We start from the raw sequence: 12,141 nt of genomic DNA on the forward strand, positions 1-12,141 counted from the left end.
GCGCGGAAGGCGGGGGGCTCAGGCCGCCGTGCCGAGGCGGGCGGCGACCTCGGCGGGCGGCAGCCGAACCAGCGCCTCATAGTCGCCGAGCAGGGCCTCGGTCATGGCGGAGGTGGTGAAGGTCCTGTCGCCGATGGCGCGCACCGGCGTCACCTCGGCCGCCGTGCCGGCCAGGAAGGCCTCGCTGGCGCGTGCGATCTCCTCCGGAGCGATGCGGCGCTCGACCACGTCGATCTGTCGGCGCCGCGCCAGCGCCATGACGCTTCGCCGCGTGATGCCGTCGAGGAAGCAGGACGGCTCCGGCGTGTGCAGCGCGCCGTCCATGACGAAGAAGATGTTGGCGCCGGTCGCCTCGGCCACATCGCCCTTGAAGTCGAGCATCAGCGCGTCGTCGAAGCCTTCCTCCTCCGCCGCGTGCTTGGCGAGCGTGCCGATCATGTAGAGGCCCGAGGCCTTGCTGGCCGTGGGCGCGGTGTCCGGCGCCGGCCGCCGCCAGCGCGCCATGCCGAGGCGGATACCGCGCAGGCGGTCCTCGCCGAAGAGGTTGGGCCAGGCCCAGGCGGCGATGGCGAGATGGATGCGCGTGTCGCGCGCCGCGATGGCGAGCCGCTCCGAGCCGCGCCAGGCGATGGGGCGGAGATAGCCATCGCTCAGGCCGTTGCGGGACAGCACCTCCCGGCAGGCGGCGTCGATGGCCTCGGCGGACCAGGGAATCTCGAAGCCCAGCAGGCGGCCGGAAGCCAGCAGCCGCTCGGTGTGCGCGCGCAGACGGAAGATATTTCCGCCATAGGCCCGTTCGCCCTCGAAGACCGCGCTGGCATAATGCAGCCCGTGCGACAGAACGTGCAGGCCGGCCTCCCGCCAGGGCACCATCCTGCCATCGAACCAGATCCAGCCGTCACGATCGTCGAAGGGGACCAGACTCATGTTCATGCTCCTTGAACCATTGAATAAGAAATTTTATTTCCTTATCAGCTAAAGGGGTAAAACTATCGGCAATAATATGTCAACAAATCTGACCAAACGGGGACGCATGCCAGGAATGCCCGAGACACCGGACGCCAAGCCCGTGGGCGCCGGCCGCCAGCTCCTTTTCCTGCGCGAGGAGGAGTTGCGGCTGGCGCAGGACCTGCTTTTCTTCGGCTATCGCGACTTCACGGCGGGGCCGGACGCGCTGCTGGCCGAGCTCGGAATGGGCCGCGCACATCATCGTGTGCTGCATTTCGTCGGCCGCCGTCCCGGCATCACCGTGGGTGACCTGCTGGCTATTCTCGGCATCACCAAGCAGTCGCTGGGCCGGGTGCTGACGCCGCTGGTCGAGGAGGGCTACGTTGTCCAGACGCCGGGCCGGAACGACCGGCGCCAGCGCCTCCTCTCCCTGACCGAGGCGGGGCAGGCGCTGGAACGCCGGCTGTTCGAGCGGCAGAAGGAGTGGGTGATGCGGGCCTATCGCGAGGCCGGGCCGGTGTCGGTGGAGGGCTTCCGCCGGGTGATGCGCGGCCTGATGGGTGAGGATGCGCGGACGCAGCTCGACCGCGCCTTGCCCGAGACCCGGCCGGTGCCGCCCGGAGGCGCGGGATCGAGGAAAGTCGCATGAGCCAGCCTGGCAGCGCGCCGGCCGCCCTGCCGGCCGCGGGCGCCGAACCGCATCTGCTGGTCGTCGATGACGATGCCCGGCTGCGCAACCTGCTGCAACGCTTCCTGGCCGAGCAGGGCTTCCGCGTCACCGCCGCGGCGGACGCCGCCGTGGCCCGGCAGGCCCTGCAGTCCATGGCCTTCGACCTGCTGGTGCTCGACGTGATGATGCCGGGGGAATCCGGCCTGGAGCTGACCGAACGCCTGCGGCGCGAGGGGCATGAGGTGCCGATCCTGATGCTGACCGCCGCCGGCGCGCCGGACGACCGCATCGCCGGCTTCGAGCACGGCGCGGATGACTATCTGGCCAAGCCCTTCGAGCCGCGCGAGCTGGCGCTGCGCATCCGCACCATCCTCAAGCGCGCCGCGCCGGCGCTGCCGGCCAACCTGCCGCTGGCCCCGGTGCAACTCGGCGCGCACTGGTTCGACCCGGAGCGGGGAGAGCTGCGCGGCCAGGACGGCACGCAGCGCCTGACGGGCGGCGAGGCGGCGCTGCTCTGCGCCCTGGCCCGACGCGCCGGCGAGGTGCTGACACGCGAGGAGATCGCCGCCGCCCTGGGCACGCCGGAGGCCGGCGAGCGCGCCATCGACGTGCAGGTCACCCGCCTGCGGCGAAAGATCGAGCCCGATCCGCGCGAGCCGCGCTTCCTGCAGACCGTCCGGCACCGGGGCTATGTGCTGAGGCCCGGAACCTGAGCACGATGCGCATGATGCCGCCGTTGCGCCGCCTGCTGCGGGCGCCGCTGCGGGCCCTGGGCGCGCCGCTGCGGCTGATCCTGCCGCGCGGCCTGCTCGGGCGCGCCCTGCTCATCATCCTGCTGCCGCTCCTGATCCTTCAGGGCGTGGCGCTGCAGCTCTTCTATGGCGGGCATCTCGACGTCATCTCGCGGCGCCTCGCCGGCGGCGTCGCCGGCGATGTCGGCATGGTGGTCGAGCTGCTGTCGCGGCATCCGCTGGAGAGCGAGCGGGGCTGGATCTTCCGCGAGGCCGCCTGGCGGCTCGACCTGTCGCTGGCCTTCGAGCCGGGGGCGGTGATCGCGCCCGGCGCCGCGCGCCAGAGCTGGCTGCCGATCCTGCCGCTGGAGGGGGACCTGAACCAGGCGCTGCAGGAGCGCGTCGGGCTTCCCTTCGACACCGACTGGCAGAGCGACCCGCGCAGCGTGATCATTCGCGTGCAGATGCCGGACGGGCTGCTGCATGTCGAGGCGCCCCGCAAGCGCCTCTTCTTCGGCACGCTCTACCTTTTCGTCATCTGGCTGGTGGGCACCTCGCTGCTGCTCTTCATCGTCGCCGCGCTGTTCATGAAGAACCAGGTGCGCGCCATCCGCCGGCTGGCCAGCGCGGCGGAGGCCTTCGGCGTCGGGCGGGAGGTGGGGCCCATCAAGCCGGAGGGCGCCCGCGAGGTGCGTCAGGCAGCGGCGGCCTTCAACCAGATGCAGGGCCGCATCCGCCGCTTCATCAGCCAGCGGACCGAGATGCTGGCCGGCATCAGCCACGATCTGCGCACGCCGCTGACGCGGCTGCGGCTCGGCCTCGCCATGCTGCCGCCCGGCGCCGAGGAGGACGCGGCCGCCATGACCGAGGATGTGGCGGAGATGGACCGGATGATCGCGACCTACCTCACCTTCGCGCGCGGGGAGGGGCTGGAGCAGTCGCAGCCCGCCGATCTGGCGGAGATGGTGCGCGACCTCGCCGAACGGGCCCGCAAGGACGGCGCGGCGGTGTCCGTGGACACGCCGGAGGCGCTGGTCCTGCCGGTGCGGATCGACGCGCTGCGGCGCTGCCTCGGCAACCTGCTGGACAATGCCCGCCGCCATGCCCGGCGCATCGCCGTGGCGATCGACGAGACCATGCGCCAGGAAGGCGGGCGGGCACCGGGGCGCTGGGTGCAGATCACCGTCGATGATGACGGGCCCGGCATTCCCGAGGTGTCGCGCGAGGAGGCGTTCAAGCCCTTCACCAGCTTCTCGAGCGGCGGTACCGGGCTGGGACTGGCCATCGCGCGCGACATCGCGCGCGCCCATGGCGGCGATATCTCCCTTGAGGCCAGTCCGCTCGGCGGGCTGCGGGCGCGGGTGCGTCTGCCGGCATGAGGTAGGGGCGGCCCCGGGCCTGGCGGCCCGGGGCCCGGGCGATTCAGCCCGGCTTGGACATGAGACCCTTCACCTCGTCCATCGCCTCGGCGAAGCGCCTGTTCAGCAGGCCGAGCGCCTCCGCGTTCGACTTCTGGATCAGCTCGGCGATCTCCTGGATGTTCGACACCGCCTTGCCGTAGGTGGACTTCAGCAACTCGGCCTGGCGCGCCGCCTTGTCCTGCGGGTCGCCCTCGGCGGTGACGCTCTGCATCGCCTGGGTCATCTCCTGCATGGACTGCTGCAGGATCTCCATATGCCGGCGGGCGACGGCCTGGGCGCCCTCGATCGCGATCCGGTTGGCCGCCGAGAGGGCCTCGAAGTTCCGACGCTGCGCCGCCGCCAGGGCCTCGGCATCGGGCATGGCGGGGAGCCTGAACTCCGAGAGCATTCGCATGATGTCCGTCTCCGGGCCCGAATTCTTGGCGTCAGACATGGTCGCGTCCCTTCTCTGTTCCTGCGGGTCTTGTGTGCCGGCCATCTCCGCCAGGAGGCGGGATGCCCTCAGGCGGCGGCGCCTCCCGCGGCGGCGGCCTCCTCCGGCTGGGCGCCGCCCAGGCGCAGCAGGCGGGCGGCGCGGTCGGCCTTGTCCAGGGCGCGGTCGAGCGCCGCCATGGTCGGGCCGAGATCCATGCTGTCGTCGCGCTCCCAGGCGTGCAGGGTGGCGAGCCAGACGGTCACCAACCCCTTGGTCCGCAGCAGCCCGGCGGGGCCGCAGGCGCCGAGCCGCGCCGCCTCCAGCATCCAGGCCATCGAGCCGGCCAGGACCGGGGCCAGGGCGAGGGCCAGGGCCGGGTTGCTCCGCATCTCGCGCCCCAGGCGGAGAATGCCGGCGCGGTGCGGCTGCAGCAGGTCGATGCGTCGCATGAGGGCATCGAAGAGGAGGTCGCGCGGGGTCCCGTTGGGATTGAGGCCGGCATCGCGCAGCACGGCCTGATCGACGAGCCGCGCATGCAGGCAGAGCAGGGCGAACTTGCCGGGCACCCGTCCGCGCAGCGCTTCCAGCGTGATGCCCGCGCGCCCGGCCAGATCCTGCAGGCCGAAGCCGTTCCAGCCGCGCTCGGCCACCAGCGGCCAGAGGGCATCGATCAGCGCCTCGTCGCGGATCGGGGATTGCGTGTCGTTCATGCAGGGAGTGTGGGGCCGCCGGCCGGTTTCGCCAATGGGGCGTCCGGCCGGAATGCCCGGGAAAATCGCCCGGCCTATCCGGCCAGTTCGCGCGAACGCTCGGTGGCGGCGGCGATGGCCTCCGACATCAGGCGGGGCCAGGCCTCGGGTGCCATCAGCACGGCGAGCGCCCGTTCGGTGGTGCCCTTGGGGCTGGTGACGTTGCGGCGAAGCTCGGCGGCATCCAACGGGCTGGCGGCCAGCAGCGCGCCGGAGCCGGCGACGGTGCGGCGGGCCATGCGGCGCGCCAGATCCGGCGGCAGCCCCTGGGTGACGGCAGCCTGCTCCATCACTTCGGCGAGCAGGAAGACATAGGCGGGTCCGCCGCCCGAGACGGCGGTGACGGCATCGAGCAGGCCTTCCCGCTCCACCCAGGCGACCTCGCCCACCGCCGCCAGCAGCGCATCGGCGAGCTGGCGCTGGGGTTCGGTCACGCCCGGTCCGGCGCAGGCGCAGGTGAAACCCTGCCGCACCGCCGCCGGCGTGTTGGGCATGGCCCTGACCAGCCGGGCGTCACCTCCGAGCAGGCCGGCCAGCCCCGCCACGGTCTTGCCGGCCATGATGGAGAGGAACAGGGTTTCCGGCCCGGCGAGGCGGGCAAGGGCGGGCAGCGCCGCCTCCGCCTGCTGCGGCTTGGTGGCCAGCACCACGGCGGCCGGGCGGAACTCCGCCGGCAGCGCCGCGGCCTCGGCCAGGCGGGTGACGCGGCCGGCGAAGGCGGCGGTTGCCTCGCCATGCGGCTCGATCACCACCACCCGCTCCACGCCGCGCTCCAGCCAGCCCTGCAGCATGGCGCCGCCCATCTTGCCGCAGCCGATCAGCAGGATCGGCGGCAGCGGGGCCGGAGGGGCGGCGGCCTCCTCGTTCATGCCTCGCCGACGCAGTCGAGCATGGCGGCGGACAGCGCCTCGGCCGGCGGCTTGCCACCCCAGAGCACGAACTGGAAGGCGGGGAAGAACCGCTCGCATTCGGTGATGGCGATGTCCACCATGTCCTCCAGGCTTTCCGCGCTGGCGCCGGAGGCGCCGCGCAGCAGCACGGCATGGCGGTAGACGGGGGTTCCGTCATCGCTGTCGATGCCGAAATGGCCGATCCAGAGCTTCTCGTTGGCGAGCGCCAGCAGTTCGTAGAGCGGGCCGCGGCGGTTGGCCGGCACCTTCAGGTCGAAGGCGCAGGTGAAATGCATGGCGCTGATCTCCTGCGACCAGGAGAAGAACAGGCCGTAGTCGCACCACTTGCCGGGAACCTCCACGGCCATCTCGCCATCGGAGCGGCGTTCGAACACCCACTCATTGGCGGCCACGATCTGCTCCAGGACGTCGAGCGGGTTGATTGCACGCTCGCGGTCGACGGTTTGCAGGCCGGACATCGCGGCACCTCCTTCCCGGGTCGAGGGGGACAGGGCCACCCAGATCTTGGGTGAAGCCAAATGCCCGCACCACAATGGATTGCTTATCGCGCCGGCAATTCCCGCCGCAAGAGCGAAGAGACGAGTCTCCTGCTGCGGCGCAAGGTTTTTTTGGCGCTGCAGCATGCCGGTGACACAGGCCGGCCATCCCGCCGTGGCGTGGGGCCTGGATACGGGGTCGGGAAGCCCTAAGCTGGCCGGCATGTCCGCCGACTCCGCCAGCCTGGCCGCCCCCGCGCTCGCCGCCCGCGGTGAACGGGGCATCGGCCTCGCCTGCGCCCTGGGCGTGCTGGCGATCTGGACCGGCTTCATCCTCTCCGCCCGCCTCGCCACCCAGCAGAGCCTGCTGCCCTGGGACCTGGCGGCGCTGCGCTATCTGGGTTCGCTGCCGGTCGGGCTGGCCATGGCCGCGGCCTTCGGCTGGCCACGCCTTCCCTGGCGCCGCACCCTGGCACTGATGGCGACCGCCGCCTTCGGCTTCCCCTTCGCCGCCTATGTCGGAACCCGCTACGCCCCCGCCGCGCATGGCGGCGTGCTGATGACGGGCCTGCTGCCCTTCGCCACGGCGCTGCTGGCGGCCCTGGTGCTGGGCGAGGGCTGGAGCCGGCGGCGCCTGCTGTCGCTCGGCGTGGTCGGGCTGGGCATCGGCCTGCTGGCCCTGGGCAGCCTTGGTCTGCACCCCGGCGCCTGGCGGGGGGATCTGATCTTCCTGCTGGGCTGCCTGTCCTGGGCGGCCTTCACCGTCATGCTCCGGCTGTGGCGCGTGCCGGCCACCGCCGCGGCCACGATCCTCGCCCTCTACCCGCCGCTGCTTTACCTGCCCCCCTGGCTCCTGCTGCGCGGCCTGCCGTTCGAGGGCGTGGGAGGGCTCACCCTGGCCTATCACCTGGTCTACCAGGGTGTCCTGGCCGTGGCGGTGGCGGGCTTCCTCTTCACCCGGGCCGTGACCGCGCTGGGGGGCGCCACGACAACGACCATCACCGCCCTGGTGCCCGCCCTGGCGGCGCTGCTGGCCTGGCCGCTGCTGGGCGAGCCGCTGGGCGCGGCCGGGCTGCTCGGCGTCGTGCTGGTCTCGGCGGGCATGATGCTGGGCGTCCTCGGCGGCGGGCGCTGAGCCGTGCAGCGCCTCCTGCTGCTGCCCTTCGCGCCGCGCCCGGGAGACCCGGACGGCAATGCCGCGCGGATCGCCGCCGCCCTGCGGCAGGCCGCGGGGGCCGATCTGCTGGTCCTGCCGCGCGCGGCGCTGACCGGCGCGCCGCTCGGCGACCTCGGCCGGCAGCCGGATTTCCTGGCCGGCTGCGAGGCCTGCCTGCGGCGCCTCGCAGCGCTCACCGCCGGCGGCGGGCCGGGCCTGCTGCTGGGCGCGCTCTGGCCAGAGAGGGGGCCGGACGGCGGGGCGGCGCGGGAGGGCGCGGTGCTGATCGATGGCGGCCGCATCCTGGCCCGGCGCGCCACCCACGCGCCGCCCGGCGCAACGCCGGATCCGCCCGTGCCGGCGCCAGGGCTGGCACCCGGTCCGGCGCCGGGGCCGATGGCCTTTCGCGGCCTTCGCCTCGGCGTCCTGACCGGCGCCGATGCCGAGGACCCTGCCGTGGCCGAGACCCTGGCGGAGACCGGCGCCGAACTCCTGCTCCACCTGCGGGCGCGGCCCTTCGACGGCGCCACCGGACGGCGCCATCGATCGTGCCGTGGCGCGGGTGGTGGAGACTGGCCTGCCCTGGCTGTCGCTCGGCCTGCTGGGCTCGGCCGAGGGGCTGGTCTTTCCCGGCGGCGCCTTCGCGCTGAACGCCGATCGGCGTCTGGCGGCGCGCCTGCCGGACTTCACGCCGGAGGCCCTGCCGGTCACGCTGGAGGCGGAAGCCGGCGGCTGGCAGGCCGGGATGGCGCCGCTGCCGCCGGAGGAGACGGCGATGGACCGGCTCTGGCGGGCGCTGTACTGCGGCCTGCGGGCGGAGATCCGGGCGGGCGGCCATGACGGCATCACCGTGGCGACGGAGGGCGAGGCCGCCCCGCTGCTGGCCGCCCTGGCGGCGGCCTGCGCTCCGCGCCACCCTGGGCCGCGCCACCCTGGGCCGCGCCGGCCGCTGCGGCTCCACGGCCTCGACAAGACCGCCATGGCCCTGGAGCTCCGGGCTGTGGGCGGATCAGGGGCGGGGGCGGGGGAGGGCTTCGCGCCCCTGCGGGATCTGTGGCGCGGCGAATGGGCGGCGCTGGCCCGGGCGCGCGGCCTGCCGGCACCGCCCGCCGATGCGGCCCTGGAGGCGGTCCTCGAGGCCCTGCTGCGGGGCGAGAAGGGTGTGGACGCCATCGCCGCCGGGGGATACGACCCCGCCGGGGTGCGGTCGCTGTGGCGGCGGATGCTGGCGGCCGAGGCCGCGCGGCGCCGGGCGCCGCCGGGGCTGCGGCTGAGCGGGCGGGCCTTCGGCCATGACCGGCGGTATCCGCCGGCGCTGCCCGGCCCCGATGAACCGGATGAATGGGCGTGACGGCATGAGCGGCGATTTCGACACCACACTCTTCGCGCCGCAGGGCGGGTTCAGCGTGCATATCCGCGACCTCTCCGGGGCCAATGGCGCCGAGCCGCTGGAGACGGTGCGCGGCTTCCCGAGCCTGGCCCAGGCCAATGCCTTCGCCCGGCGCTATGTGCGCGACAGCATCGAGCGCTGCCGCGCCCCTGACCTGACGCCGGAGGAGGTGCTGGCCGCGTGGTTCGCCTTCGGCGAGGATGCCGAGGTGGTCGGGGCCGGGGACAGCCAGGGCTGGCAGAGCGGCGGCGAGATCCGCGGCTTCGCCGCCGAGCCCTGCCGCGACGCGGAGGAGCGCAACTGGCGCGTGCTCGACCCCCGCCGCCAGGAGGATGAGGACGGCGAGGCGGGAGAGGGAGCGTGAGGCTCCGCTTCGCCCCGAGCCCCACGGGCTATCTCCACGTCGGCAATGCCCGCGTCGCGGTGGCCAACTGGCTGCTGGCGCGGCGGCATGGCGGCCGCTTCATCCTGCGCCTTGATGACACCGACATCGGGCGCAGCAAGCCGGAATACGCCACGGCCATCGAGGAGGACCTTCGCTGGCTCGGCCTCGACTGGGACGAGAGCTTCCGCCAGACCGACCGGCTGGAGCGGTACGCGGCGGCGGCCGAGCGGCTGAAGGCGAGCGGCCACCTCTACCCCTGCCTCGAGAGCGAGGAGGAGCTGCGCTTCAAGCGTGAGCAGCGCCAGCGCCAGGGCCGGCCCCCGGTCTACGACCGCGCCGCCCTGAAGATGACGCCGGAGCAGCTGCAGCGCGCCCTCGACAACGGCAAGCAGCCCTACTGGCGCTTCCGGCTGTCGCTTCGCACGGTGGAATGGCAGGACGGGGTGCTGGGCCGGCGGCAGGTCAAGCTGCCCGCCATCTCCGACCCGGTGCTGATCCGCGCCGACGGCTCCTTCCTCTACACCTTCACCTCGGTGGTCGACGATCTGGAGACCGGCATCACAGATATCCTGCGCGGCGAGGACCATGTCACCAACACCGGCGTGCAGATCGATATCCTGGAGGCGCTGGGCGGCCGGGCGCAGGGCAGGCCGGGCGCCCTCCGCTTCGCCCATCTGCCGCTGCTGACCGATGCCGAGGGCGGCCAGCTCTCGAAGCGGCTCGGCTCCATGGGCCTGCGCCAGTTGCGGCGGGACGGCATCGAGCCCGCCGCGCTGGTGGGCTATCTGGCAAGCCTCGGCTCCTCACGCGATCCGGTCGCCGCCGCGCCGGCGGAACTGGCGGGCGACTTCGATCTGAGCCGCTTCTCGCGCAGCGCCGCCCGCTTCGATCCCGCCCAGCTCCTGGCGCTGAACCGCCGCCACCTGCACGGGCTGGACTTCGCCGCGGTGCGCGACCGCCTGCCCGAGGGCGCCGACGAGGCCTTCTGGCTGGCGGTGCGCGGCAATCTCGACCTGCTGGCCGAGGCGCGCGACTGGTGGGCCGTGGCGCGCGAGCCGATCGAGGTGCCGGCGCAGCCGGAGGAGGCGGAGTTCCTGCGCGCCGCCCTGGCCTGCATGCCCCCCGGTCCCTGGGACGAGACGAGCTGGGGCCACTGGACCCGTGCCCTGGGCGCCGCGACGGGCCGCAAGGGCAAGGCACTGTTCCTGCCGCTGCGCCGGGCCCTGACCGGCGAGGAGCACGGGCCGGAGCTGCGGCTCTTCCTGCCGGTGATCGGGCCGGAGCGCGCGGCCGAGCGGCTGCGGGCGGCCGCGTGATCGCCGTCATCGGCGCCTCCGGCCGCTCGGGGGCCGCGCTCTGCAGGGCGCTGGCGGCGCGCGGGCTGGAGTATGTTCCGGTGGTGCGCGATCCGGCGCGATGGGCGGCGCTGGGCCTGGGCGGGACGCCGCGCGTCGCCCGGCTGGAGGATGCCGGCGCGCTGCGCGCCGCGCTGGCCGGTGTCGGGCGGGTGGCGAGCTGCGCGCATGCGCGCTGGACCCCGGCCATCCTGGCGGCGGCGCCGCCCGCGGCGCAGCTCGTGCTGATGGGCTCCACCCGCCGCTTCTCGCGCTGGCCGGACGCACATGGGGACGGCGTGCGGGCCGGCGAGGCCGCCTTCCTGGCCGGGGCGCATCGCGGCGTGATGCTGCACCCGACGATGATCTACGGCGCCCAGGGCGAGAACAACGTGCAGCGGCTGGCCGCGCTGCTGCGCCGCCTGCCGGTGGCGCCCCTGCCGGGGGGTGGCCGCGCCCTGGTGCAGCCGATCCATCAGGGCGATGTCACCGCCAGCCTGCTCGCCGCCCTGCTGCGCGACTGGCAGGGGCGGCAGGCCCTGGTCGTGGCCGGGCCGGAGCCGCTGGCCTATCGCGACTTCCTGGCCGCGGTGGCGGCGGCCGCCGGGCTGCGCATGCGGCCGGTCCTGCCGGTGCCGGCGGCGCCGCTGCGCCTCCTGGCGCGCCTGAGCGCGCGGCTGCCCGGCCTGCCGGAGATCGGCCCCGACGAGATCCGCCGGCTGACCGAGGACAAGGCCTTCGACATCGGCCCGATGCGGCGGGAGCTTGGCGTCTCGCCGCGGTCCCTGACGGCCGGCCTGTCCGAGACCTTCGGGGCGGCCTGACCGGACTGCTTTTCTAGCCGGGCGCCGCGTCCCGCCAGCGGGCGGCGGCGGCGTCGTCGCCGGCACGGGCCTCGACCCAGCGTTCCCGGCCATCGGCGAATTCCTCGCGCTTCCAGAAGGGGGCGCGGGTCTTCAGCCAGTCGATGAGGAAGGCGCAGGCCTCCAGCGCGGCGGCGCGATGCGCGCTGGCCGCCAGCACCAGCACGATCGGCTCGCCCGGCAGGATGCGCCCGACGCGGTGCACCACGGTGCAGCCGGTCAGTGGCCAGCGTGCCTCGGCCTCGGCGGCGATGGCGGCGAGCGCCCGCTCGGTCATGCCGGGATAGTGCTCCAGCACCAGGGCGGCGATGCCGTCATCGGCGCGGCAGAGGCCGAGGAAGCTCGCGATGCCGCCGACGTCCGCCCGGCCGGCCGAGAGGGCGGCGCTCTCCCGGCCCAGGTCGATCGCCGCCTCCTGCACGCGGATTGTCGGCATGGCTCAGCCGCCCGTCACGGGGGGGAAGAAGGCGACCTCGTCCCCCGCCGCGACCGGCTGCCCCCGCCCGCAGAACTCCTGGTTCACCGCCGCGCGGATCTGATCCGCCTGCGCGAAGGCGGCGGCGTGGCCGGGGCTGCGCCCGGCGAGCCAGCGCATGAGCCCCTCCACGTCCCGCACCTCGGCCGGGGGCTCCAGCCGCTCCTCGGCCAGGCCGACCTTCTGCCGCACCCAGGCGAAATACAGGATCTGCATG

The 12,141-nt window shown here is 73.9% G+C and carries 15 protein-coding genes; 8 read left to right on the top strand and 7 right to left on the bottom strand.

Going from position 1 to position 12,141, the window contains the following annotated elements; translation table 11 throughout:
* Nucleotides 1–18: 18 nt before the first annotated feature.
* Nucleotides 19–927, bottom strand: a complete 909-nt coding sequence (locus ACF3NH_RS14210; protein WP_422923690.1) for a branched-chain amino acid aminotransferase — start codon at nt 925–927, stop codon at nt 19–21.
* A gap of 115 nt (nt 928–1,042) precedes the next feature.
* Here ACF3NH_RS14210 and ACF3NH_RS14215 point away from each other — a divergent pair, with 115 nt between their 5' ends.
* From ACF3NH_RS14215 to ACF3NH_RS14225, 3 genes are read left to right on the top strand one after another with little or no spacing between them, the layout of a single operon-like run.
* Entirely contained in the window at nt 1,043–1,597 is a 555-nt protein-coding gene (locus tag ACF3NH_RS14215; protein WP_198367866.1) for a MarR family winged helix-turn-helix transcriptional regulator, read from the top strand.
* Nucleotides 1,594–2,331, top strand: coding sequence for a response regulator (locus ACF3NH_RS14220; protein WP_198367865.1), 738 nt, complete (start codon nt 1,594–1,596; stop codon nt 2,329–2,331). The genes ACF3NH_RS14215 and ACF3NH_RS14220 overlap by 4 nt, the downstream gene beginning before the upstream one ends.
* Nucleotides 2,332–2,342: 11 nt before the next feature.
* Nucleotides 2,343–3,728, top strand: a complete 1,386-nt coding sequence (locus ACF3NH_RS14225) for an ATP-binding protein (protein WP_422924800.1) — start codon at nt 2,343–2,345, stop codon at nt 3,726–3,728.
* A 43-nt stretch (nt 3,729–3,771) separates the two neighbouring features.
* On the opposite strand, the gene ACF3NH_RS14230 is transcribed toward ACF3NH_RS14225, so the two are convergent.
* From ACF3NH_RS14230 to ACF3NH_RS14245, 4 genes are all read right to left on the bottom strand, one after another.
* Nucleotides 3,772–4,203: a phasin family protein gene (locus ACF3NH_RS14230; RefSeq protein ID WP_422923693.1), complete on the bottom strand. Its 432-nt coding sequence runs from the start codon at nt 4,201–4,203 to the stop codon at nt 3,772–3,774.
* A gap of 68 nt (nt 4,204–4,271) precedes the next feature.
* Nucleotides 4,272–4,895, bottom strand: coding sequence for a TetR family transcriptional regulator (locus ACF3NH_RS14235; protein WP_198367863.1), 624 nt, complete (start codon nt 4,893–4,895; stop codon nt 4,272–4,274).
* Nucleotides 4,896–4,969: 74 nt separating this feature from the next.
* Nucleotides 4,970–5,803 carry a pyrroline-5-carboxylate reductase gene (gene proC / locus ACF3NH_RS14240; protein WP_422923695.1) on the bottom strand — a complete coding sequence of 278 codons (834 nt, stop codon included), beginning with the start codon at nt 5,801–5,803 and terminating at the stop codon, nt 4,970–4,972.
* Nucleotides 5,800–6,303: a type III secretion system chaperone family protein gene (locus ACF3NH_RS14245; RefSeq protein ID WP_198367861.1), complete on the bottom strand. Its 504-nt coding sequence runs from the start codon at nt 6,301–6,303 to the stop codon at nt 5,800–5,802. The genes proC and ACF3NH_RS14245 overlap by 4 nt, the downstream gene beginning before the upstream one ends.
* Nucleotides 6,304–6,544: 241 nt before the next feature.
* On the opposite strand from ACF3NH_RS14245, the gene ACF3NH_RS14250 reads away from it, so the two are divergent.
* From ACF3NH_RS14250 to ACF3NH_RS14270, 5 genes are all read left to right on the top strand, one after another.
* Nucleotides 6,545–7,456, top strand: a complete 912-nt coding sequence (locus ACF3NH_RS14250; protein WP_422923698.1) for an EamA family transporter — start codon at nt 6,545–6,547, stop codon at nt 7,454–7,456.
* A gap of 574 nt (nt 7,457–8,030) precedes the next feature.
* A complete protein-coding gene (locus ACF3NH_RS14255; RefSeq protein WP_422923700.1) occupies nt 8,031–8,828 on the top strand; it encodes a hypothetical protein in 798 nt (265 codons plus the stop codon).
* Nucleotides 8,829–8,832: 4 nt separating this feature from the next.
* Complete coding sequence (locus tag ACF3NH_RS14260) at nt 8,833–9,231, top strand: hypothetical protein (protein ID WP_422923702.1); 399 nt, start codon at nt 8,833–8,835, stop codon at nt 9,229–9,231.
* Complete coding sequence (gene gltX / locus ACF3NH_RS14265; protein ID WP_198367858.1) at nt 9,228–10,568, top strand: glutamate--tRNA ligase; 1,341 nt, start codon at nt 9,228–9,230, stop codon at nt 10,566–10,568. The genes ACF3NH_RS14260 and gltX overlap by 4 nt, the downstream gene beginning before the upstream one ends.
* Nucleotides 10,565–11,410, top strand: a complete 846-nt coding sequence (locus ACF3NH_RS14270) for an SDR family oxidoreductase (RefSeq protein ID WP_422923704.1) — start codon at nt 10,565–10,567, stop codon at nt 11,408–11,410. Before gltX ends, ACF3NH_RS14270 begins: the two co-directional genes overlap by 4 nt.
* A 13-nt stretch (nt 11,411–11,423) precedes the next feature.
* Here ACF3NH_RS14270 and ACF3NH_RS14275 read toward each other — a convergent pair whose 3' ends face one another.
* Both ACF3NH_RS14275 and moaD read right to left on the bottom strand, forming a co-directional pair.
* Nucleotides 11,424–11,885, bottom strand: a complete 462-nt coding sequence (locus tag ACF3NH_RS14275; RefSeq protein WP_422923706.1) for a molybdenum cofactor biosynthesis protein MoaE — start codon at nt 11,883–11,885, stop codon at nt 11,424–11,426.
* A gap of 3 nt (nt 11,886–11,888) precedes the next feature.
* Nucleotides 11,889–12,140, bottom strand: coding sequence for a molybdopterin converting factor subunit 1 (gene moaD, locus ACF3NH_RS14280; protein WP_198367935.1), 252 nt, complete (start codon nt 12,138–12,140; stop codon nt 11,889–11,891).
* Nucleotide 12,141: the final 1 nt, after the last annotated feature.

Source organism: Pseudoroseomonas sp. WGS1072 (assembly GCF_049340465.1).
Classification (GTDB): Bacteria; Pseudomonadota; Alphaproteobacteria; order Acetobacterales; family Acetobacteraceae; genus Pseudoroseomonas.

What these genes read in the sequence shown, in the direction of transcription:
- proC (WP_422923695.1), bottom strand. Translation starts at nt 5,803, where the DNA reads ATGAACGAGGAGGCCGCCGCCCCTCCGGCCCCGCTGCCGCCGATCCTG.
- ACF3NH_RS14225 (WP_422924800.1), top strand. Translation starts at nt 2,343, where the DNA reads ATGATGCCGCCGTTGCGCCGCCTGCTGCGGGCGCCGCTGCGGGCCCTG.
- ACF3NH_RS14220 (WP_198367865.1), top strand. Translation starts at nt 1,594, where the DNA reads ATGAGCCAGCCTGGCAGCGCGCCGGCCGCCCTGCCGGCCGCGGGCGCC.
- ACF3NH_RS14210 (WP_422923690.1), bottom strand. Translation starts at nt 927, where the DNA reads ATGAGTCTGGTCCCCTTCGACGATCGTGACGGCTGGATCTGGTTCGAT.
- ACF3NH_RS14275 (WP_422923706.1), bottom strand. Translation starts at nt 11,885, where the DNA reads ATGCCGACAATCCGCGTGCAGGAGGCGGCGATCGACCTGGGCCGGGAG.
- ACF3NH_RS14230 (WP_422923693.1), bottom strand. Translation starts at nt 4,203, where the DNA reads ATGTCTGACGCCAAGAATTCGGGCCCGGAGACGGACATCATGCGAATG.
- ACF3NH_RS14245 (WP_198367861.1), bottom strand. Translation starts at nt 6,303, where the DNA reads ATGTCCGGCCTGCAAACCGTCGACCGCGAGCGTGCAATCAACCCGCTC.
- ACF3NH_RS14215 (WP_198367866.1), top strand. Translation starts at nt 1,043, where the DNA reads ATGCCCGAGACACCGGACGCCAAGCCCGTGGGCGCCGGCCGCCAGCTC.
- ACF3NH_RS14250 (WP_422923698.1), top strand. Translation starts at nt 6,545, where the DNA reads ATGTCCGCCGACTCCGCCAGCCTGGCCGCCCCCGCGCTCGCCGCCCGC.
- ACF3NH_RS14235 (WP_198367863.1), bottom strand. Translation starts at nt 4,895, where the DNA reads ATGAACGACACGCAATCCCCGATCCGCGACGAGGCGCTGATCGATGCC.
- moaD (WP_198367935.1), bottom strand. Translation starts at nt 12,140, where the DNA reads ATGCAGATCCTGTATTTCGCCTGGGTGCGGCAGAAGGTCGGCCTGGCC.
- ACF3NH_RS14260 (WP_422923702.1), top strand. Translation starts at nt 8,833, where the DNA reads ATGAGCGGCGATTTCGACACCACACTCTTCGCGCCGCAGGGCGGGTTC.